The following is a 20,901-nucleotide window of genomic DNA, read 5'->3' on the forward strand; positions in this document are numbered from 1 at the left end:
GTTCGCGATTTATTTATCCATCATAGCTTTTATTGCGTGCACGCCAAAGCTCAAGGGCAGGTGTCACCCTTTCCATGATTGGTTTTATCAGAGGCTTGTTTGCTGCAACAATATGTTTGTGAAGCGGTTCTTCACGATTAAAAACAAGACCATTACCGTCGCCTGTTGTTAAGGTGCCGCCAGCCTCGCGCAATATAAGGTCTGCGGCAGCAACATCCCAATCATTCTTAGGGCGAAGCGTTACACAGCAATCAAATTGGCTATCTGCAATTTGGCAGATACGCAGAGCGATAGAGTTTGCTTGTTCGGCATGCATCGTAGCGGGCCATTCAACAGGCCAAAATTTACTTGCTTTAAATGCTGTGGGGTCACCCATCATTCTTGCCACGTTCAAGTCATGTTGTTTGGATACAGATAATGGTGTGTCATTTTTTGTTGCGCCGCAACCAATCTCGGCAAAATAAAATGCATCCTTAACTGGTGCATAGAAAGCCGCAATTATGGGTTTCTGGTCCTGCACAAGCGCAACTGAAATACCCCAGTCGTCACCGCCTGCAAGGAAAGCGCGGGTTCCGTCGATTGGGTCTACGATCCATAGCCGCCCACACCTCAACCGTTCAGGCTGATCCTCTGTTTCTTCCGAAAGCCAACCATATCCGGTTCGGTTTTGCATCAAGGTTGTCCTCAGGAACGTATCAACTGCCATGTCTGCTTCAGAAACAGGATTGTCCGGCGATTTTTCCCACTTGTGGATGTCTCTTGCGAAATAGGATAAGGCTATGCGGCCAGCTTCACGTGTTACCTGCTTTACAAGCCGTGCTTCTTCGGTGCGTGACCACGGACAGGTGTCTTCATTAAATTGATCCGGTTTATTTAAAGCTGCGCTTTGCATGCTGATGCATATTCTCTCAAAAGATATAAAGAAGCCTTGCTCCTCTAGGCGCCCGCAACCATCATATTATCGATGCGAATAGTTGGTGCGTTGGTACCATATTTAAATTCAAGATCAGATGCTGGCACAAGTGATCTGAACATATCCTTAAGATTGCTTGCGATAGTGATTTCACTTACGCTGTTGGTTATCTCGCCGTTTTCAATGCGGAAGCCTGCTGCGCCGCGGCTATAATCACCGGTAACACCGTTAACACCCATGCCGATTAATTCGGTAACATATACACCGTCTTTGATATCGGCTATGAGCTCATCAGGCGAACATGTGCCTGGCATCATGTATAGATTACTGGTTGAAATACCTGGTGCAGAAGATGTCCCGCGAGAGGCGTGGCCTGTTACTTCCATGCCTAGTTGACGCGCAGCAGCACTGTTGAGCGTCCATGTTGTCAGGTTGCCGCTGTCAATCAATGCCGTTTGCCCAACACGCACGCCTTCACCGTCAAACAGCTTTGAAGATAAGCCGCGTACTTTTAGCGGGTCATCTATAATTGAGATGTTTTCGCCAAACACTTGTTCACCAAGCATATCTTTCAAGAAACTAGTGCCGCGCGCAACGCTGGTGCCTGATATGGCACCTGTCAGGTGCCCAAGAAGGCTTTTAGCTTCTCGTGGGTCAAAAACGACTGTTGTTGTGCCGCTATCTATCTTTCGCGGGTTAAGGCGCTTCACTGCCTTATTGCCTGCAGCATATCCCACATCAGCCGGAGTCATTAGGTCGCTAAAATGGCGCGCGCTGGTAAATTCATAGTCCCTTTCCATCCCGGTCCCAGTGCCGGCGACAGCAGATACTGATGTAGAAAAACTGCTGCCACGATAATGACCGGAAAACCCGTGGCTTGTGACCAGTGAAATAGCCCAACTTGCCGCACTTGCACCGGCTCCGTCAGAATTTGTTACGCCGCTCACAGAGCGCGCGGCATCTTCAGCTTCGGCAGCCATTTCTCGCAGAGTGTCTGCAGATACATCAGTATCATCGTAAAGCTCGAGTTCTGCAAAAGGGCCTTTGTGTAGCTTGTCTTCTGGTGCTAGGCCGCAGTATTCATCCTCCGGTACCGCCTTTGCCATAGCCATTGTGCGTTCAACAAGCGCATTCAGGTTTTCCTGACGCCGATCAGACGTTGACACCATGGCTTGCTTTTTACCGATGAGAATACGCAGGCCGATATCTTCACCTTCCGAGCCTTCCACATCTTCCAGTTTCCCCTCGCGCCAACTGATGCCACGACTGCGTGCATCAACCGCTACAGCATCGGCTGCATCAGCGCCTGCCTTTTTCGCGGCAGTTACAAGGTCTTCGAGAATAGTGAGCGTGGATTGGGGCATATTTCATTCCTGAAAATATTTATATTATCGCGCCGCCAATAAGACACAGAAAGCCGGTGCTTTCAATTGCGATTGTCGCAAAAACACCGGCTTTTTATGATTATTTCCAGACAAATAGTTTGTTGATTTTGGATTAGGCTTCTTTGGCCATCATTTTATAGATAACCGCTCCGATCGCTGCACCCACGATAGGCGCTAACCAGAAAAGCCAAAGCTGATCAATTGCCCAACTTCCTTGAAAGACTGCAACGCCTGTACTACGTGCAGGGTTTACTGACGTGTTGGTAACAGGAATGCTGATCAGGTGGATTAATGTTAGGCAAAGCCCAATTGCAATCGGTGCAAAACCAGCAGGGGCGCGCCCGTCTGTTGCCCCCATGATTACGATGAGGAACATTGCAGTCATCACAACTTCAGCAATGAGGGCGGCCTGCATACTATAGCCTCCCGGCGAATGTTCACCGAATCCGTTGGAAGCAAAACCTGCGCTTGCGTCAAAACCAGCTTGCCCGCTAGCGATCATGTACAATATGCCTGCGCCAGCTAAGCCGCCTAGCACTTGGCTAACAATGTACGGCGCCAGCATGTTTGCCTCAAATCTGCCACCTACCCATAAGCCAACCGAAACAGCCGGGTTAAGATGGCATCCGGATATATGGCCAATGGCATAAGCCATAGTTAAAACGGTTAGACCGAATGCTAATGAAACACCAGCAAGCCCGATGCCTACGTCTGGAAAGCTTGCTGCCAGAACGGCGCTGCCGCAACCGCCTAGAACAAGCCAGAAGGTACCGAAAAATTCGGCCATTAGTTTCTGTTGCATAGTTGATCCCCTTTTTCCCTTAAAGAGCAACTATAGCCGTGTAGCCAGAATTAGTAAAATGAGTACAGTAATGGACCCAAAGGGATAATGGTGACCCTCTGGGCCTAATATTTTTAGAATGCCAGCTGCCAGCCAACGGTTAGGGTGAAATCTGTTTCCAAATGTGGGCCGTTTAAGTCCTGTGTTACCGGAAAACCTGCTTCAATACCAAGGCGATTTCCCTTGAGCGCACCGTTCTTGAACAGATAGTTTGCACCAAAAAGCATATCCAGCCGATCACCACCCTGCAGGTTTGTTTGTGCAGTTTGTACAGGCGCCACAATGCGTGGGTCTTGACCGTTAATTGTGCCTTGTGTGGTCGCTTTCAGGCGCGTTGATACTGAAAACGAGTCCGTAAATCCGTATGCTAGCCAGCTTGTCGCCTCATATATGTCGCCAAGGCTGTAATTTGATGAATTGTCGCCAAGTCGAATGGTGGCACGTGCTTGTGCGCCCCAGTTCCAGCTGCCTTCATGGCCTGAGTAGGTGACGCCAGGCTCCAAGTCCCATGTACCAGAGCCTAGCTGCATTTGATATGGCAGGCGAACCATCGGTGTTCCGCCCATAGGTGTTAGAATAGTATCTTCCTCGGTAGTTGAGCCTGTCGGCACCGAAATGCCTGCATTGAAATGAATTTTGTGGGTCACGTTATCAAACAGGTGCACCAATGCCGCTACTTTGGTGTCGCCAAAATCAGAACTGCGTGTTGTGAACTCGCCGAGCCTGTTGGTGCCCGCACCGTCCTGAAATGTGATATGGTCCATTGAACGTTCACCGTACATGGCCATCACCATCAAAGTTACACTGTCGCTTGGGGCGTACATAGCGCCAAGCATATACATGTCCATTGGCATTTCGGTTGGTAAAACGCGCAGCGTTTGCGGTTGCATGGGTTGCCCCGCAAATTGGTTCGGCACTGTTGTTACAATTTGTTCCGGTGTGACACTGGTTGTGCCGATGCGGTTACCTTCCATTTCCATGCGCATGTAGCGGGCAGATAACATGAATTCACCTTTTTTGTGCAGGTGATCTCCCATAACCCCAATGGGTGCATGGTCGTAGGCGCGTGGTTCTGTGTGTGCATCATGTGCAAATGCAGGTGTGCAGCATGAAAGTGCTGCAACGGATAAGCCGAAGCGTTTCATCATCGTTTCCTGAAGTTATTTTATGTTTAAAGATTTACGAACACTTCAAACAAGTGGCGGTGCGCGAGCAGTACGCCGCAGGATGATGTTCCTGTATTGATCAGTGTATGCGCGGATGATGGCATATTGCAGTGCGGCATAAACCGGTGGCTTATCAATTGTGGGGATGTTTGCTGGTGCATCAAGGGCTGCGTATGGACAGCGCTCATTGGCGTTTTCGTCAATGCCTGCCATTTCGTGGCCGCTATGGTCAATATAGGCGGTCATCCATGGCAGCTCACCAACAGACGGACATATGGTCACCAAGTCGCCGCCGCGCACAAACGATTGCACATCCAGCATCATGCCGGTTGGCACAAATGCTTTTGCCGAGAAGGCAATCAGCAGAAGCGAGAGCTGAATTATGCGCAAGGATTGTTTCATGCGATGACTGCGGTATGTAAATTCGCGCGGTCAGTCCCACACTGCCGCTACACTGGCGACCCTATATTTTCCTGAGTACCAATCAAGCTCTTTTGGCACGGTCATATGGTCGCACCATCCAATTGTATGGCTGGCGGTGTCTTTAGCGACTTTGAAGCCAATGGCTTAGGACGTTTCGCCTGCCAGTTCCCGCCGCCATGCTTCAAAAGCCGTTTCATAGTAACGCGGATTAAACAGTAACCAGTTTCCAAGCGATGCAGGCACGGTGAACTCTTTTGCTCCTTCAGCCGGTGTTTTGCCTGCCTCGAATGATGCACGTGCTTTTTCTTCCACGAGACGCAGCAGTTCAAGGTAATTACCCAAGTCGCCAGCATTCGCGATTGCGCCGTGGCCTGTCACAATCGTGCGTGACGTGTCAGCAAGCAAATGCTCAACCGATGTTGTCAGGTGGCTCGGGATTGCATCCACATAATTATGAAACAATCCTTGCCATACCAAATCACCGGCAAAGATGACGTTCGCATCATCTACGACAATAGCCATGTCGCTTGGTGTGTGCCCCTTCAGAGGGTGCAGGCGGATTGTACGTCCACCAAGGTCCATTGTTGGGATGGATGTTTCATCCGTGATAATCCGTGTTGGCATAACGGGGCGAATAACAGGCCTTGCAAACTGTGCACCTTCAGGGGTTTGGCGTGCACCGGCATATCGCTCGAAAATCAGATTGTTAGTGGTTTCTGTTGCAATAATCTCAGGGCCAGTTGCGCCGTTCTGGTACCCCGCCAACCCGCCAGAGTGATCAGCATGAAAGTGTGTCACAATCACATCTGTAACGGGCCTGCCCGTTAGTTTTAGCGCCTGCTCGGCAAGCCATGCGGCACCAGCGGGCTGGAATGACCCGTCAATGGCAACAACTTTTTCCTCGCCAGCAATAATGCCGCCGTTACATAGTGTGGCAACCGCTGCGGGGTTGAAGCTGCCATCAGGGTTCAACGGCGTGGACACCACGCCCCAAACGCCTTCACCAATTTCCTCAAGGCGGGCAAAAACCTGTGTGTCCACCACCTTGCCGTGAGCAGGGCCAACTTGTGCGTTTGCTCGGCCTGCTGCTGCAACGCCTGCGATGGCGGCAGTGCCTGCAATAAAATTTCTGCGTGAAAATGATGATGACATAAAATGCTCCTGTTCCCGATTGAGCGTACCTTAACGTCGAAGCTGCGCCGCGTTAACTCAACAAAAAGTTATTTCACTGTTTTGACTGCCTTGCGTGGTGGATGTGTCACTTTGACCGGTGGACTTTCACTGGTTGACGCGTAATCTTTGCGGTAATTCAGGGGAGAATATGGATGGCAATTAGTATTAACAGGCGTGCGTTTTCATCATTGATTGCAAGCGCACTCATTGTGCCAATAAGGGCGGCCGTTCACGCCAATCAATCGGATCAACCTTCGGCGCACGATATGTCAAATACACCGGAGGAATGGACCGGCAAAGAACGTATTTATATGCTCGCCTACCCTGGGATGACAGCGCTCGATCTTGTCGGGCCGCAGTACATGTTTGCTTCTCTCATGGGTGCAGAAGTGAAAGTGATTGCAAAAGACAGCAAGCCAATTGTTAGCGACACTGGTCTTACAATTATGCCTGATGCAACGTTTAACGAGTTGCCCGAGCAAATCACACTTATTTTCGCCCCCGGCGGCACGACAGGCACGCTTAATGCCATGCGGGATGCTGAAACAATTGCTTTTCTGAAAATGGCCGGTGCGCGCGCTGAATACGTAACGTCTGTTTGCACGGGTTCTATGTTGCTTGCCAAGGCGGGCCTTCTTGAAGGTTACAAGGCAACATCGCACTGGTTAACGCATCCGGCGCTTGAAAATTTTGGTGCCATACCAACCGAAGGTCGTGTTGTTATTGATCGAAACCGCATAACCGGTGCAGGTGTTAGTGCAGGGCTTGACTTTGGCTTGTCACTTGTTGGCAAGTTCCGCGACCAGAACTACGCCGAAAGCGTACAATTGCTGTGCGAATATGCGCCTGAACCGCCCTATAATTCAGGTTCGCAGGAAACAGCAAAACCTGAGCAAGTGCACATGCTGCAATCTATGCTTGGCGGTTTTGTCGACTTGATGAAAGCCGAAGCTTAAACTAAACCCAGCCGCGTTCGCGGAATGCCCTTAGTACACGGGTAAATTCAACCATCTCGTCTGGTGTGCCGATGGATATACGGTTCCAGCCTTCATCCGCTGTCATGCGGCGGCCAACACGCACACCGTTTGCCATCATTCGGTCCTGATAAGGCTTCACATCGCTGTTGATGCGGTGCAGCACAAAGTTGGTGTTGCTTTCAATATGCATGAGGCCAAGACCGTCAAGCGTTTCCAGCAGCGTTGCGCGCCCACGTGCATTGGATGCCACGCTTGCTTCGCGGTAGGCTTCGTCTTTGAGGGATGCAAGGGCGGCTGCGCTGCCTGTAGCACTCAGGTTAAAGTTGGCGGAAAACCGGCGCACGCTTTTTGCTGTTTTGGGCGCTGCAAGGCCGTAACCAATGCGCATGCCAGCCATGCCGTAAACTTTGGAGAAGGTGCGCGTCACAACCACATTCTCGCGGCCAGCCTGCACAAGTGCGAGCCCGCTTTTAAACGCGGGGTTTTGCTCTGCATAGTCAACGTATGCCTCGTCCAGCAGGAAGATATGATCATCTGGTGCAGCATCGATCCAATTGAACAAAGCGGTACTGTCAACAATAGTGCCCGTTGGGTTGTTGGGGTTGCAGATGTTGATCAGCAGCGGCCCGCCGGTGGCTTCTGCCGCGGCGCGCAGGGCTGCAATGTCGGTTACAAAGTCACCACCAACAGGCACAGCGATAACCTGCATACCTTCGGCTTTCGCGTAGCGTCGTACATCGCCGAACGTGGGGTCAGGTTCAATCACCTTTGCACCCATGCGGGCTGCAACCGTGACAATCGCCTGAATAACTTCAGTGGAGCCGTTACCGAGAATAACTTGCTCGGTTGGCACACCGTGACGCTTGCCCAGTGTTTCACGTAGGTCTGCGACAAAATTGTCAGGGTATCTGTTGGCAGCGTTCACAGCCACATCCTGCACAGCCTTGATCGCCATGGGTGACATACCGAGCGAATTTTCATTGAAATGCAATAGCAGCGGATCAGCCCCAAGTCTGAAATCAAGGAGATTGTCTTGGCCGAGTGCTGGCATGAACAAACCGCCCGCACCAACCACCAATGCACTGGACGCAAGCCCGCCCAAAAACTGACGCCGTGATAGATTTGAAAATCGTTGTGTCATCAAAAGCCCCCGTTTGATTAATCAACGATTAGTGTGAGCGATTTGGTACTTTTTGCAAATGGAAAACTTTATTAGGGAAATTCTTTAACTAATATAAAAGTTCGTTCATGAGTGATTGTTATGCTTGCCAGTTAGATGATTACAGTAGTTTTACTTTTAATCAGAGACTCTAAAAGAGTTGCCGATGAGCTGGCTATAGAGGTACTTTGTTTATAGATGCTTTCATTAAGTTTGCGAACTTTATGGGTGTCCAAGTGAATTAATTTAGTTGCGGGATATTTCCCCAATGGAATTATTGCTACCTTCTTGCTTATAGGAACCCATAGTTCAACTCCGGGTTCACCAAGTTTTTGTTTAGGATAATTCTCGAATCTAACTACCGGAGAACTCCCAATTATGAAACTTTTGTTTTTTGGCGTTAGAGCAATACCAATTCCCATATTCATAAATGTATTTAATGTTACTCCTTGCACAGAAAGCATTCCATCTGCCCACATGTTTTGACGCATTTCTGTTAGCTTTTCTGAAGATAGGAAATATTCTTTTACTTCCTGTTTTAGTTCCCCATGCATTACTTGAAATTCATGAAGGTATTTCTCGATTGATTCTCTAAAATTGCTTAATATTTTGTTTTCGGACCACGCATCAACCGTTCTTCTTCTCAAAACAATTAAGTATATCGAGAGTATTTCATGTTCCACTTGGTTTAAGTTTGCAATCTTACCTATATGGGCTTCGGAGATTATACTCCTTAGAATTGGTGCAGCAAGATTCTCTAGTTTACCGAGCTTATTTTCGACACTGCGGTCATTTTCGCCCTGTTCATTAGTTTTTGAGTAAAAATTAGATTGTTTGAAAATGGTTTTTGGGCGTCGCAATTGAATGCCTTTATGGGGCCGTGCTTTCTCGTAGAAGTGCCACTTATCGCCATCTTCCATCATTAATCGTTGGTGAAATTGCGGTATGAAATGATCTTCTGGCATTAGCCTTAATCACTTCCAAATTTTGTCGCCGCTGCCGGGAATGCCAAGGCTTTCCCACATGGTGTCTACCTTGTTCACCACATCATCATCCATACCGATTTGCTCGCCCCATTCGCGGTGGGTCTCGTTGCCTACTTTGTTGGTGGCGTCCAAGCCCAGTTTGCCGCCAAGGCCGCTTTCGGGGCTGGCGAAATCGAGGTAGTCAATTGGTGTGTTTTCAACGGTCACGATGTCCCGCACCGGATCCATACGTGTGCTGATTGCCCACATCACGTCTTTCCAGTCTCGGCAGTCAATATCGTCATCAACAACGATCACGAATTTGGTGTAGACAAACTGGCGCAGGTATGACCACACGCCTGTCATGATGCGTTTGGCGTGGCCTGCGTATGCTTTTTTGATACTGACAACTGCGATGCGGTAACTGCACCCTTCTGGTGGCAACCAAAAGTCCACCACTTCGGGGAACTGTTGCTGCAACAGCGGAATGAACACTTCGTTCAGCCCTTCACCTAGCACGCTTGGCTCGTCCGGTGGGCGGCCTGTGTATGTGCTCAGGTAAATAGGGTCTTTGCGCATGGTAATGGCGGTGACGTTAAACACCGGGAACTGTTCCACGCTGTTATAATATCCCGTGTGGTCGCCGTATGGCCCTTCATCGCGGTAATCATCAAGACTGACGAACCCTTCGATCACAATCTCTGCCGTGGCGGGCACTTGCAGCGGCACGGTTTTACAGTCCACCAGTGGCACCTTCTTGCCGCGCAGCAATCCGGCAAACTGGTATTCGGACAGTGTGTCAGGCACCGGCGTAACGGCGGCCAAAATGGTGCCCGGGTCCGCGCCTATCACTACAGCAGCAGGCAATGGTTCTGGCTTTTCATCTTTCCAGCGGGCGTATTGCTGTGCGCCGCCGCGGTGTTTGAGCCAACGCATTAATGTCTGGTTCTTGGATATACGCTGCATGCGGTAGATACCGAGGTTGTAATTATCCTCTGCACTGTCAGATGGTCCTTTGGTGACCACGAGCGGCCATGTAATCAGCGGGGCAGGCTCGCCCGGCCAGCATGTCTGGATAGGCAGCTTGGTCAGGTCAATATCGTCGCCGGTCAGAACAACTTCCTGAACTGGACCTTTCTTCACGCGCTTGGGGCGCATGGACATGACCTGTTTGGCCAACGGCAACATATCAATGGCGTCTTTGATGCCACGCGGTGGCTCCGGTTGACGCAGGAATGCCAATGTTTCACCCACCTCGCGCAACTGGTGCGGCTCGCGGTTCATACCCCATGCCACACGTTCTACGGTGCCGAATAAGTTGACCAGCACCGGCATGTCAGATTTTTCGCCGTTTTCCTTGATCACGTTTTCAAACAAAATCGCAGGGCCACCTTCTGCCATGACGCGTGTTTGAATTTCGGTCATCTCAAGCTCGGTTGAAACCGGCTCGGTTACGCGCACCAGTCGCCCTTCAGCTTCCAGCCGCTCGATAAACTCTCTGAGGGAATCATATGCCATAGGGCGTTTATAAATCAGGTTTTTGGCTTGTGCTACTATTGAAATGGGACATAGGCGCTGATTTTGTGTGGCACAGTGCCACGCGCCAGATTTTGGTTGCAGGGTAGGGGTGAGTTTACATAGAGTATCGCACACATTTGAGGGGGCAATGATGGCTGAGTTGAAGGGGACACCCATAACGCGCGGCGGCGGTAAGTTGATCCGTGTTGGCTGGCGCGGCGTTGGTTACAGCGTGGATCGCTCTATTCAAACCAAATACCGCATCTGGAAAGCTGTTTTGTTGTTACTTGCACTCGCTGTTGGTGTTGGCACTGCATTGGGTGCCGGTTTTGTGTTCTTCAACTTTGCTGCGCCGCTTATTGCCAAGATTGCACCGTTTATAAGTAACTATCCGCAGGTTTGGTGGTTGTTAATTTATGGCAGCACTCTGGTGTTTGGCGGCCTGATATATTGGCATATCCGTGCGAAGGTAGGTGAAGGGCTGGTGCGCGGGCAAACGCCGTTAGACGAGGGACGCAGTGTGCTGGAACAACGGCAACGCCGTTCATTAAAGCGTAAGCGGGAGCGGTTTTTGCTGTTGGTGGGGCTTGCTCTTGTCTGGTTTGTGCCCATAGAAATAGTATTCTCAATGCAGTTGTTCTTGTCTGGCATCATGGTCTTTTTGTTGGTGGAAGGTATATACTTCCAGATAAAAACACCGCCGAAAGCCTAAAGCCTTAAGCGGTGGAATTTCTGCTTCATTCGTTCATCGACTACTTTGCAAAGAGCTGACTTGGGTCTTTAAATGCTTTGAATTCAAGCGCATTACCTGCTGGATCGCGGAAGAACATTGTTGCTTGTTCTCCGACGTCACCTTTGAACCGTATTTTCGGTTTGATCACAAAATCAGTGTTTGCGGCCACAAGCTTGTCTGAAAGCGTGTGCCAACTGTCCCAGTCTAGTACACAGCCGTAATGAAAACTGGGCACACTGTCGCCGTCTACACCGCCGTGATCTACTTTGCCCACGGGCGTGCCAAGATGCACAACAAACTGATGACCAAACAGGTCGAAATCAACCCACTTGTCGCTTGAGCGACCTTCAGGGCAGCCGAGAAGATCGCCGTAAAAAGCGCGGGCTGCGGCAAGGTCATCAACCGGCACAGCCAAGTGAAACGGCGGAATGTTTGTTGCTTTGCTCATAGCCGTTTCCTTATTTTGCGGGCATTAATTCCATAACGGCCAGTGTCATGGCTCGCACACCGGATTTGATCGATGCTTCCGGGTCAATTTTAAAGAACGGCGAATGGTGACCAGCAACCTTGGGGCCGCCGCTTTCCTGTGCGTCCAGATCGGCTTGCGGCGTGCCGCCTACATTGAAATAGAAGCCCGGCACTGGTGGGGTAACATTGGTGAAATACGGGAAATCTTCTGCGCCCATGCCTTTTTGCTGGTAGATGATAAGGTCATCTGCCGCGAAACCTTTTTGGAATGCACCCTCGATACGCTCAGCCAGTTCGGTGTTGTTGATGGTAACAGGCGTTGACTCTACTGAAAGATCTACTTTTGGCAGCTTGTCCTCAGGCAAACCGGCAACACGGCCCATGTTCTCAGCGATGCGCTTAATACCTTGCAGCAGCTTTTCGCGTACAGCTTCATCGTTTGAGCGGACGGTTAATTGCAGGTCTGCATGATCGGAAATGATATTGTGCTTACGGCCAGCGTGGAACGAGCCAACAGTTACAACACCAGCATCAAGCGGTGAAATTTCGCGTGCAACCAGTGTTTGGAGTGCGCCAACAATCTGTGAAGCAAGCACAACAGGGTCGTTGCCCAGATGCGGTGATGCGCCGTGCGTTCCTACGCCGTAAACGCGGATGTCAACACTGTCTGAGCTGGAGTAGGCAAGGCCTTTGCTGTAAATCAGCTTGCCAGCAGGCTCACCTGCTGCCACATGCAATGCCAGTGCATAATCAGGGCGACCAAAACGCTCATAAAGATTGTCTGCGATCATCGCTTTGGCACCGCCGATGCGTTCTTCAGCAGGTTGACCAACGAGCATAAGTGTACCGCTCCAGCTATCACGCGTTGCGGCCAGGCGGCGCGCTGTGCCGACAAGTGATGTCATGTGCATATCATGGCCGCAAGCATGCATCACCGGGCTTTCAATGCCTTCCCGGTTTTTTTGCCGTACTGTTGATGCGTATGCAAGGCCTGTGTCTTCTTCAACGGGCAGGCCATCCATGTCTGCGCGCACTAATACACGCGGCCCTTCGCCGTTTTCCATAATGGCGACAAGCCCGGTGCCACCAACACCAGTAGTTACCGTGAAACCAAGCGCAGACAATTCCTGTGCCATGCGGGCTGCTGTTTTGGTTTCAACAAAAGACAGTTCCGGGTTCTGGTGAAAGTGAGTAAACAATGCACCCAGATATGAATAATCTTCCGCAATTGCATCGGAAAGAGGATCTGCTTGCGTAGGTGTTAATGCTGTTGTGGTCAGCGCTAATGCACCGACCATTAATGATGATAGTTTCATGAATTCCCCCTATAGAACTGTGAATATGATCTTAGCTTAGCCAATTTTAGATGTCGCCGAAATGTTTGAGTGCTGCCGGCGCGATGACATCACCCCATTCCTGAACAAAATGGCCGGCTTCAGCTAGCTCCAATGGTTCAGGGCACCCTTTGATGAGTTTACGTAGCATATGCATTGCGGGTGGGCCAAGAACCGGATCTTGCATACCAATGGCCATAAAGCTTTTGCCGCTCCATTCTGTAGACCAAAAAGCCGCCGCCCGTTTGGATGTGGTGACACCTTCCATGTCAGGTTCTGTCATTACGAGTGCCGGGAAGCGGCGCGCGCCTGCCTTGTACTTATCATCAGGGAAAGGTGCATCGTATGCTGCGACTTCTGCGTCAGACAGATGCGGTGTCGCGCGGCGCATAATATCACCGATTGGTAAGTTTGGTGTGTTGGCAACATAGTCGCGCCACGCCTTGAAGCCATCGCTTGACCCCATGCCAACGGCAAGTCCAGTGTTCATAACAATGAGCCGCGTGAAGCGGGTTTGCATATCCATGGGCAACGTAAGGCCGAGTAAGCCGCCCCAGTCCTGGCAGACGAGGGTAATGTTTTGCAGGTCTAATGCCTCAATGAAGCGCAGCAGGTAATTGCGGTGGAAGTGAAATGTGTACGCGTTGTCATCAATTGGTTTGTCTGAGCGGCCGAATCCGATCAAGTCCGGCGCAATGACGCGTGCGCCTGATGCTGTGAAATGCGGAATCATATGCCGATACAGGTAAGACCAGCTTGGTTCACCATGCAAACAGAGGAAGACGCGGTCAGCATCCTTCGGGCCTTCGTCCACATAAGCGACACGCATACCTTCATACCCTTGAAGCGTGTCGATATATTGTGAGGCGAAGTTCCAGTCTGGTAGGTTTTCAAAACGGTCGTCTGGGGTGCGAACTGTGTCCATTATGCTTCCAATATTTGTGTACCAAGCGGCATCATTTATGAGAGTTGATATGAAGGTGAAACAGTCCTGGGCGGGGTGCAAGGCAATTTTTTTTGATGTTGATGTAATGTGTCGTTGACTCGAGGGGGCCGCTTCGCTATTCACGGCGGCGGAGAGGTGGCTGAGTGGTCGAAAGCGCTCCCCTGCTAAGGGAGTAACGGGGCAACCTGTTCGTGGGTTCGAATCCCATCCTCTCCGCCACTTACTTTTTGCGAACTTTTCTCTCAAAAAGCATTCAAAATTAATTCATTATATATCAACACATTACATGCTGTTTGCCCTAAGGAAATGGATGTTGGCTCCGAGTGTATCATGCCTATTCCATGCGCTAAGGAATGAGTTTTCTCTGCTGAGCAAGTTGCTGTGAAATTGCGTATCTTTCCTAAGAGTAGATTCTATCAATGAAATGCTTGTTTAGTTTTGATGAGAAGAGGTATTCCGTCTGCTTTCGACCCAAAGCGGACATATAGCCCTCTCCCGATTGGATGACATAACGCTCTTTCGGGCTATGGCGGAGGTGCAGGTACAAAGTAGATATCTCTCAACGGCTGTGACCAAACTTGATCGCCTGAGTTGATATCGTAGGCACATAGTTGCAATGGTTGTTCGTCTATCTGCTCGTTCATAACTTGAACAAAAGGCTGAAGTTCAACGAAAAGGTGGTTGTTGCGAACGACGAACGGAGCAAATCCAACACGCATATGCAACACACCGACAAGCTCCGAGGTTTCCCTTGAACGGATTTCCCAACGATAGGTGGGAAGAGAATCGCCTTCGTCGTCGAGCGGTGAGCTGTATAAGAGGTGCGCGCGATCAGCGGATTCAAAAAAGTTGGGGTTTTCTGGAGTTTCAAAATCGGCTGGTAGCGCAGCATCAAACATGGAGGCTGACAATTGTGGCACGGTCGGCAGAGTAAACTCAGAGCTCGGTTCAACCATTTCGCTAACGTTTCCAAACCTTGGAGACAACCGAGCCTGCCCCCGCACCAGAAGCTCTCGGGGTTCTGCGGCAGCGACGTCAAAAGAAACGGCCGGCTCTTCCATTGCCAGTCCGCCGGCCTGCTCTACCTCGGGCAAGTCTTCGCCAGGAAGCACCTCGTCTGGCCCGGATACGAGCCCACGAAGGTGTCGCTCGCGAAACTCCCAATTCAGAATAGCATCATGCTCCAGTGGTGAGGCTGTAAGCGTGAAGCTGCTCTCCGGTGTTAGGTCTAATGCGGTATTAATTGAGGGAGAGACTGGAAGCCGACCCTCGCTTTCCACACCGCCGTCCTCGCCCGCGCGCAGCATCCGGACCAGGACTTCATTTCCAGAAGTAGGAAGGTCCGCCTGACTCACCAAAAGGCCGTCAGTGAGCAGCAAGGGTTTTTCCGCCTCGTCTGAATGCCACAACATCCCTCCACTGGACAAGGCGACGGCGGTTACGCCTCCTTCCGGCGCCATAAGGAACGCGCGCCCGCTCTCAAAGTCGATTACGACGCCCGGGCTTAGATTTATTCCACTAGCCATCACCTATTCCGTCCTTGTTTCAACACTACATCAGCAATGATGCCAACGCTCAATTTCCTCTACGACGATTGCTAAAAAGTCATCGTCCATGCTCCTCTACCGAGCGTGGCAGCGAGCAAAACCCTGCTAGCATCGTCATACTGAAGCTGCATGACAGGCACGGAAGGCAAATCTGCACCTAGCAATCTCCAGCCTGCAAGACCCGGAGCATCTAGAGCATAAATGCCAGAATTCGTACCAACGACCAGCATACCACCTCCGACATTGCCGCACCATGCTACCGATCTGATAACTCTCGCGCCTACGGTAAACAGGTCGTCGGTCAGGTCTACCCAGATTCGGCCAGCATCGATAGTTTGGTGAACACTACCAAAACATACCGCGAAAGCTATATCGGGGGTTGCCGGATCTAGCGCCAATCCTGTAATGCTTTCGCCAGTTCCGATCCGGCTAGCTCGACGCATGGAAGCCGGGTAAGGACGTGTCCTAACAAAAACATCTTGTGAAGAACCGACATAGAAATAGTCTGGACTGCTGTCAGCTCCGTAGGCAACAGCGGCAACAGAGTTGACTTGCACTCCTGATGGACTAATCGGGTGTACGGTGTCTCCTCTGTCGAAAGACTCCCAAACCATATTGCTCCCACCAATCAGAAGCCTTGTGGGGTCGCCTCGGTTCGTTTGGATCGGCGAATAGAACTGTGGGCTCAATTTTCTGCTTGTGCCCGGCGCGCTGCGCAAAGACATCCTCTGGGTTCCCAGGTGCGCGCCATTTGCCGCAAAGAACATTCGTCGCGCTCCACCAAGATATTGGTAGCTTGAGTATCTTACAGTGCCGCCTGAAGTGCCGAATGGTGCAACTGCTACAACTCCTCCGTCTCCTCCTGTGACGGTCGGCCAACGGTTTGCTCCCGTGGCATCTTGCTCAAGCGTCCCATTATCCTGAGCTCCACCCGTAATGGTTTGGGTTGCTGAATTCCATACTGCGGAATGGAACTCGGTTGTTGCCAAGGTGCCAATCAACGACTTCCAATTTCCAGTGTTCGACCGGGGATCAACTCGGCAGAATACACCACCATCATCCCCCTCAATCAGATCCCCATTGGGAGCTACGGCCATACACCTTGAATCCGCATGAGGGGCGCTGTTCGACGTTGTGTTGTTATGGGTGATATGCGTTGCCTGACTTCCCGTGGGCTGCTCGGCATCAACGCGGAATATTCGCCCTGAATAAGTGTTCGCACCGCTCGAATTGGGAAACTGTCTGAATCGGGACTGCGACCCGCCGCCCTCATTCAATGCGGGTTGGCGATCGCCGCCAATGTAACAGATCTTCGGCTCGTCGAAGTCGGCTGCGAGAGAGAAATGGATCCCCGCCTGGCCACCAGGATGCAAGCCAAACTGGCGGTGCCCCTCCCGCGTGCTAGGCAAATCAAGTGCGTCCCAATTTGTTCCATAGTCGCCGGAATGGAACAGAGCGGACAAGCGGCCGTGTTCGGCAATTGCTACAAATACCGAACCTCTGGGTCCAGAAGCAATTTTCACGTTAGACGGGTCTGAAAGCCTGGAATTAATTGAGGTATCGCTGGCACGTGTCCAGCTTGATCCAGCATCAGAACTGAGATGGATTGAATGGCCAGCGTGAACATATAGAACGTTACTATCATCGGGCGCGACGGCTAATGCTAAAGACCTGCCACGCCCAAGCTTCGTGTCGGAAAGATGATCGAAGGATTGTCCTTTGTCTGTTGACATGTAGAGGCCATCAAATCGCGATGGCCTGCCAGAATTGCCGCAAACAAGGATCGTGTTTCCAAACGCGTGGATTGCCCTGATATGCAATCGCCTGAAGACACCGCCGTTGTCGATAACAGTCCAATTTGCACCTGCATCAACCGAATACATCAACCCCACGAGCGCTCCACCTACTCGTCGCATACTGCTGAAGCGACCGGTTCCGGCAATCAGTGTATTCGACTGGGGGTCGCTATGGTCAAGGCAGAGGGCTCCGATTGACAGAGATTCTAAATCGTCAGTTAAGCACTCCCAATTGGGGTGCCGTGAAAGTGCATCGCGGGTTCGCCAAACACCACCATTGACCGACCCAATATAAAGGATATTAGCGTCAATTGGGTGCGGCACAACAGCATTCACCGCGCCGACGATCTCGTTGTCACGCACTCCCGCACTCTGCCCACCAGTACCTGGACGAGGGCCTTGTAACTTCCAAACCATATTAGTCCTTCCTGATACTAAGAAGTGGCGACTGAATTTTCAGGTCAACGTAATTGCGTCGATCATTGCCCGTCATTCGTCTCTTCTAGCCAAGGTGTTTGGTTCTAAAATTTTCAAACACGCTAGAAATCAAGAAACTCAATATGAACCATGTCGGCAAAAAGGCTGCTAACTCCAAGAAAAATGAACCGAACTTGTAAAACGAATTAGCGATGATGGTTGCCCCCAACAGCGAAGGAGCCTCAATTTTTATGAGCTCCTTAATTTCTATTGACTTTACAGCGTGATACATAACTTTTTCTATGCTCCAAATTTCCTATTCTATACTTATTCTAAACAAATCAGCCTTCTTCCTGTGTCGGAATTACGAGCCCTGAAAAGATTGTGAAACCGGCCAACATCAATCCCGAGAGTGAAGGCACAGGGTCGTGACTAATAAGGTCAAGAACCTTGGCATCTATTGCATAGATCCAAATCAAGAATGCAATTGACCAAAGAATCGCCTGTAGTTTCCATGAGGGATTGTTGTCACTTTCCGACATGGCTTTTGCATAAAACCAGCAGGCCAGCAAACCCACTAGGACTGAAAGAACGCTAACCACTTTATCTACCGACCATCCCTCAGCAGCAGAGCCCGCTATACCTGGAATAAGGCTGTTAACGAAAATAAAGAATGCGATGATCTCTGCTGGGATATAATTCTGAACGCGATCCAGATAATTTTGATGGGTGCCAGTGTCGCTTGAAGCACCACCTACCTGTTCTATAGCGTCCCCGGGAGGAAGAATATTTCCAGTTTGCGCCTCTCGTTCTCGCTCGGAAGGTTGAACTGGAGGCGGAACGGTGTTGGCTGACAAGTTAAACCCAAACTTTCCGGTCGCCCGCGCCGGATAAATACTTCTTGGCATATGCCCCACTTTCCACCTTCTTTATGCTCTTTCGCTTCTCGACAGAACTTCACAAAATACAATCATGAATAGAGATACCACACCATAAAGATATATGCAAAGCAACTCGAGTATCTGAACTTTCATCTGATATTATCCGAATGAACCAATAGCTATGCAGCCCTTAAGCGATCACACCATAAACTGGTAGCACAAAAACAATTTAAACTAGAAATTCGTGACAATTTCAGATATTGTTTCAGCCACATCATATCGGGAGGGGAAGATGCCAAACAATGCTACGCTGGTGGCCATTCTGGACAAGGACGGCGGAGAAGAAACTTATGCAGTCGTCAATATTAAAACTCTAACGGGCCCAGACCACTTACTCGAAATTATCCTCCTCGCAGGGATGGACAAGAAGGATGATGAAGAGAGCTTCCCGGTAGGTGTTGATTGTGAAGCGGAGATCATGATCCAAGCCTTGGCTGATGACGCATCAGGAAAATCGGTGACCTGTACAGTCTGGCAGTTTTTCGGGGCCGGCAAGTTGCCGAAGAAACTCATGGAAAAAAAGGTTTCGGTGCCAAATGGCCTTTCTGCAGGCAAAGACACGGTCACATTTACGACCTAGAAGGACAGACTAGGTGAATGGAGGGGAGAACTTACAGATGGTCACCAATTTCATGCAATTTACATCAATAGTGGCAACACTTATAGTTATGCTGTCTGGAAATTCGGCACAGGCAATCGAACAAGATCGGGGTGCGAATGACCCATCCAAACCGCCTGAACTATCAGACCGGACGGCGGCGATCGTCCGCTGGAAACAAGAAAACTGTCCACCTGAAATGACGGCCACGATGTGTGACCAACTCGCTGAAGAGGTGTTTGGAGAAGATGAGGATGAACCATCATCCGCCATCTTTAAGCCAACATTTAGTCTGACATCTGTGTCCGAATCTTCGGTCGCCAAACTGGGCTTGTCAAAGACACAATGGAGACCCGGCGGCGGAGATGTTTTCCGGCCAGAATACAATACATGGTCTATCTCCATCTCCACACCCATTGGAAGCACGTCAAAACTATCAAATATAGCAACGCTTGATGGGCTAGCAGACGACACCCATTTGGAGCTAACCCACACTCTATTCTTGAGAGGCAAGCCCTCCGAAGGAGAAAACCTTGGCCTAGCAACGCTTCTAGAATTGAAAGGTAAGGTGGGTTACCGCAATTTTGATTTTCGCGATTCAGTAAGTCTGGAAACTGACGATACGGATAAGGTGCCCTGGAGCATCGGTGCGACCGTTAGCTTTGTTGATGAAAATAAATATCAGTCATTTCGCGTAGGGAGTGAGTACCAGAACGACTTTGACCAAGTAGATCAAAGCACCCGGTGCCCCTTGCCAGCTGATATGACAAATAACTTCCTTGAATGTACCACTGGTAGGTTTGGTGAACCCACCGACGATGACAGATTTCTAGCATTCGGGGAGTATCGAAAGATCTTTCAAACTGGCCTCAAACAAGAAAATCTAGTCAGTGTGGGGTTTAAGATCCGGCCAAGCTATGATTTTGAGCGAAAAGTATTTGGCCTCGATGTTCCCATTTATTTTGTTAACAGCAAAAAGACCGGGCTTGTCGGGGGCGTCAGGTTTGGATTCACTGAAGGTGATGACCAAAAGGAAGATGATATTCAGTTTGGTATCGTGGTTGGAACGTCGTTTAATTTATTTGGCGGGGGCTAAAACCAACCCCAGACATGACAATTATCTAGCCGTTGTCTTTGAGAACGGCTGGTAGCTTTATAGATGCGCAGACGCTAGGAAGGATTCCGCCACCAACAACCATTGCACTGCCATTACCGTAAATTAATTCTAGCCGTCGCATGATATTATTCAGGCCTTCACCACCATAGTTGTTAAGTTTTGGTCTGCTCTCGAAGCCTCGACTACATACCAAAACAAACTTCGTACACAGAGATAATCAAGGTCAGCGAAACCCCGCAAAGCGGTTGCAACAAATCAGGCGAGCACGAAGTTATAGGTAATTATTCGTGAAAGTTCCGCATTCGACCCAAAGCAGACAAGATTAAGGTATTCGTCTTCGAATTTTACTCCAAGCTGAAATCAGTAGTTAGTTCTGTGGTTGACGGAGCTTGCCTCCATCGCTGTAGATTTTTTTAAAATGGCTATTTTCTGCGGTTTTTAAAACTCTAACAGCAATCGGAGTTTGGGTTCCTCGACAATTCAA

At 50.1% G+C, this 20,901-nt stretch carries 19 protein-coding genes and 1 tRNA gene; 5 read left to right on the top strand and 15 right to left on the bottom strand.

Features of this window, described 5'->3' with window-relative positions:
* Positions 1 to 13: 13 nt before the first annotated feature.
* The 6 genes from OEU88_RS05335 to OEU88_RS05360 all read right to left on the bottom strand — a co-directional run bounded on the left by OEU88_RS05335 (position 14) and on the right by OEU88_RS05360 (position 5,880).
* Positions 14 to 892: a 3'(2'),5'-bisphosphate nucleotidase CysQ gene (locus OEU88_RS05335; RefSeq protein ID WP_262694081.1), complete on the bottom strand. Its 879-nt coding sequence runs from the start codon at positions 890 to 892 to the stop codon at positions 14 to 16.
* 44 nt (positions 893 to 936) lie between these two features.
* Positions 937 to 2,277, bottom strand: coding sequence for a TldD/PmbA family protein (locus tag OEU88_RS05340; protein ID WP_262694082.1), 1,341 nt, complete (start codon positions 2,275 to 2,277; stop codon positions 937 to 939).
* 133 nt (positions 2,278 to 2,410) lie between these two features.
* Positions 2,411 to 3,100: an aquaporin Z gene (gene aqpZ, locus OEU88_RS05345; protein WP_262694083.1), complete on the bottom strand. Its 690-nt coding sequence runs from the start codon at positions 3,098 to 3,100 to the stop codon at positions 2,411 to 2,413.
* A 113-nt stretch (positions 3,101 to 3,213) separates the two neighbouring features.
* A complete protein-coding gene (locus OEU88_RS05350) occupies positions 3,214 to 4,284 on the bottom strand; it encodes a transporter (protein ID WP_262694084.1) in 1,071 nt (356 codons plus the stop codon).
* A 45-nt stretch (positions 4,285 to 4,329) separates the two neighbouring features.
* Positions 4,330 to 4,707, bottom strand: a complete 378-nt coding sequence (locus OEU88_RS05355) for a hypothetical protein (RefSeq protein ID WP_262694085.1) — start codon at positions 4,705 to 4,707, stop codon at positions 4,330 to 4,332.
* Between the two features lie 165 nt (positions 4,708 to 4,872).
* The gene (locus OEU88_RS05360) at positions 4,873 to 5,880 is read right to left on the bottom strand and encodes an MBL fold metallo-hydrolase (RefSeq protein WP_262694086.1); all 1,008 of its coding nucleotides are present in this window, start codon (positions 5,878 to 5,880) and stop codon (positions 4,873 to 4,875) included.
* A 173-nt stretch (positions 5,881 to 6,053) separates the two neighbouring features.
* Between OEU88_RS05360 and OEU88_RS05365 the strand changes: the two genes are divergently transcribed.
* Positions 6,054 to 6,857: a DJ-1/PfpI family protein gene (locus tag OEU88_RS05365; protein WP_262694087.1), complete on the top strand. Its 804-nt coding sequence runs from the start codon at positions 6,054 to 6,056 to the stop codon at positions 6,855 to 6,857.
* 1 nt (position 6,858) lies between these two features.
* On the opposite strand, the gene OEU88_RS05370 is transcribed toward OEU88_RS05365, so the two are convergent.
* The 3 genes from OEU88_RS05370 to OEU88_RS05380 all read right to left on the bottom strand — a co-directional run bounded on the left by OEU88_RS05370 (position 6,859) and on the right by OEU88_RS05380 (position 10,520).
* The gene (locus OEU88_RS05370) at positions 6,859 to 8,019 is read right to left on the bottom strand and encodes a pyridoxal phosphate-dependent aminotransferase (RefSeq protein WP_262694088.1); all 1,161 of its coding nucleotides are present in this window, start codon (positions 8,017 to 8,019) and stop codon (positions 6,859 to 6,861) included.
* Between the two features lie 131 nt (positions 8,020 to 8,150).
* Positions 8,151 to 9,002: a DUF4238 domain-containing protein gene (locus OEU88_RS05375; RefSeq protein WP_262694089.1), complete on the bottom strand. Its 852-nt coding sequence runs from the start codon at positions 9,000 to 9,002 to the stop codon at positions 8,151 to 8,153.
* A gap of 9 nt (positions 9,003 to 9,011) precedes the next feature.
* Entirely contained in the window at positions 9,012 to 10,520 is a 1,509-nt protein-coding gene (locus OEU88_RS05380; RefSeq protein ID WP_394805233.1) for a UbiD family decarboxylase, read from the bottom strand.
* 151 nt (positions 10,521 to 10,671) lie between these two features.
* Here OEU88_RS05380 and OEU88_RS05385 point away from each other — a divergent pair, with 151 nt between their 5' ends.
* Positions 10,672 to 11,232, top strand: coding sequence for a hypothetical protein (locus OEU88_RS05385; protein ID WP_262694091.1), 561 nt, complete (start codon positions 10,672 to 10,674; stop codon positions 11,230 to 11,232).
* 40 nt (positions 11,233 to 11,272) lie between these two features.
* Here OEU88_RS05385 and OEU88_RS05390 read toward each other — a convergent pair whose 3' ends face one another.
* Genes OEU88_RS05390 through OEU88_RS05400 form a run of 3 tightly spaced genes read right to left on the bottom strand, consistent with a single transcriptional unit; the run spans position 11,273 to position 13,980 of the window.
* On the bottom strand, positions 11,273 to 11,701 hold the full coding sequence (locus OEU88_RS05390) for a VOC family protein (protein ID WP_262694092.1): 429 nt from the start codon (positions 11,699 to 11,701) through the stop codon (positions 11,273 to 11,275).
* A 10-nt stretch (positions 11,702 to 11,711) separates the two neighbouring features.
* On the bottom strand, positions 11,712 to 13,037 hold the full coding sequence (locus tag OEU88_RS05395; RefSeq protein WP_262694093.1) for an amidohydrolase: 1,326 nt from the start codon (positions 13,035 to 13,037) through the stop codon (positions 11,712 to 11,714).
* 46 nt (positions 13,038 to 13,083) lie between these two features.
* Positions 13,084 to 13,980: a haloalkane dehalogenase gene (locus OEU88_RS05400; RefSeq protein WP_262694094.1), complete on the bottom strand. Its 897-nt coding sequence runs from the start codon at positions 13,978 to 13,980 to the stop codon at positions 13,084 to 13,086.
* Positions 13,981 to 14,130: 150 nt separating this feature from the next.
* Between OEU88_RS05400 and OEU88_RS05405 the strand changes: the two genes are divergently transcribed.
* Positions 14,131 to 14,220 (top strand) — tRNA-Ser (locus tag OEU88_RS05405).
* 305 nt (positions 14,221 to 14,525) lie between these two features.
* On the opposite strand, the gene OEU88_RS05410 is transcribed toward OEU88_RS05405, so the two are convergent.
* From OEU88_RS05410 to OEU88_RS05420, 3 genes are all read right to left on the bottom strand, one after another.
* A complete protein-coding gene (locus tag OEU88_RS05410) occupies positions 14,526 to 15,527 on the bottom strand; it encodes a hypothetical protein (RefSeq protein ID WP_262694095.1) in 1,002 nt (333 codons plus the stop codon).
* Between the two features lie 71 nt (positions 15,528 to 15,598).
* The gene (locus OEU88_RS05415) at positions 15,599 to 17,464 is read right to left on the bottom strand and encodes a beta propeller repeat protein (protein WP_262694096.1); all 1,866 of its coding nucleotides are present in this window, start codon (positions 17,462 to 17,464) and stop codon (positions 15,599 to 15,601) included.
* Between the two features lie 638 nt (positions 17,465 to 18,102).
* A complete protein-coding gene (locus OEU88_RS05420) occupies positions 18,103 to 18,669 on the bottom strand; it encodes a hypothetical protein (RefSeq protein WP_262694097.1) in 567 nt (188 codons plus the stop codon).
* 265 nt (positions 18,670 to 18,934) lie between these two features.
* Here OEU88_RS05420 and OEU88_RS05425 point away from each other — a divergent pair, with 265 nt between their 5' ends.
* Complete coding sequence (locus tag OEU88_RS05425; RefSeq protein WP_262694098.1) at positions 18,935 to 19,282, top strand: hypothetical protein; 348 nt, start codon at positions 18,935 to 18,937, stop codon at positions 19,280 to 19,282.
* Positions 19,283 to 19,319: 37 nt separating this feature from the next.
* Entirely contained in the window at positions 19,320 to 20,396 is a 1,077-nt protein-coding gene (locus OEU88_RS05430; protein ID WP_262694099.1) for a hypothetical protein, read from the top strand.
* The last annotated feature ends 505 nt before the right edge of the window (positions 20,397 to 20,901 follow it).

This window comes from Kordiimonas aquimaris (assembly GCF_025574485.1).
GTDB lineage: Bacteria > Pseudomonadota > Alphaproteobacteria > Sphingomonadales > Kordiimonadaceae > Kordiimonas > Kordiimonas aquimaris.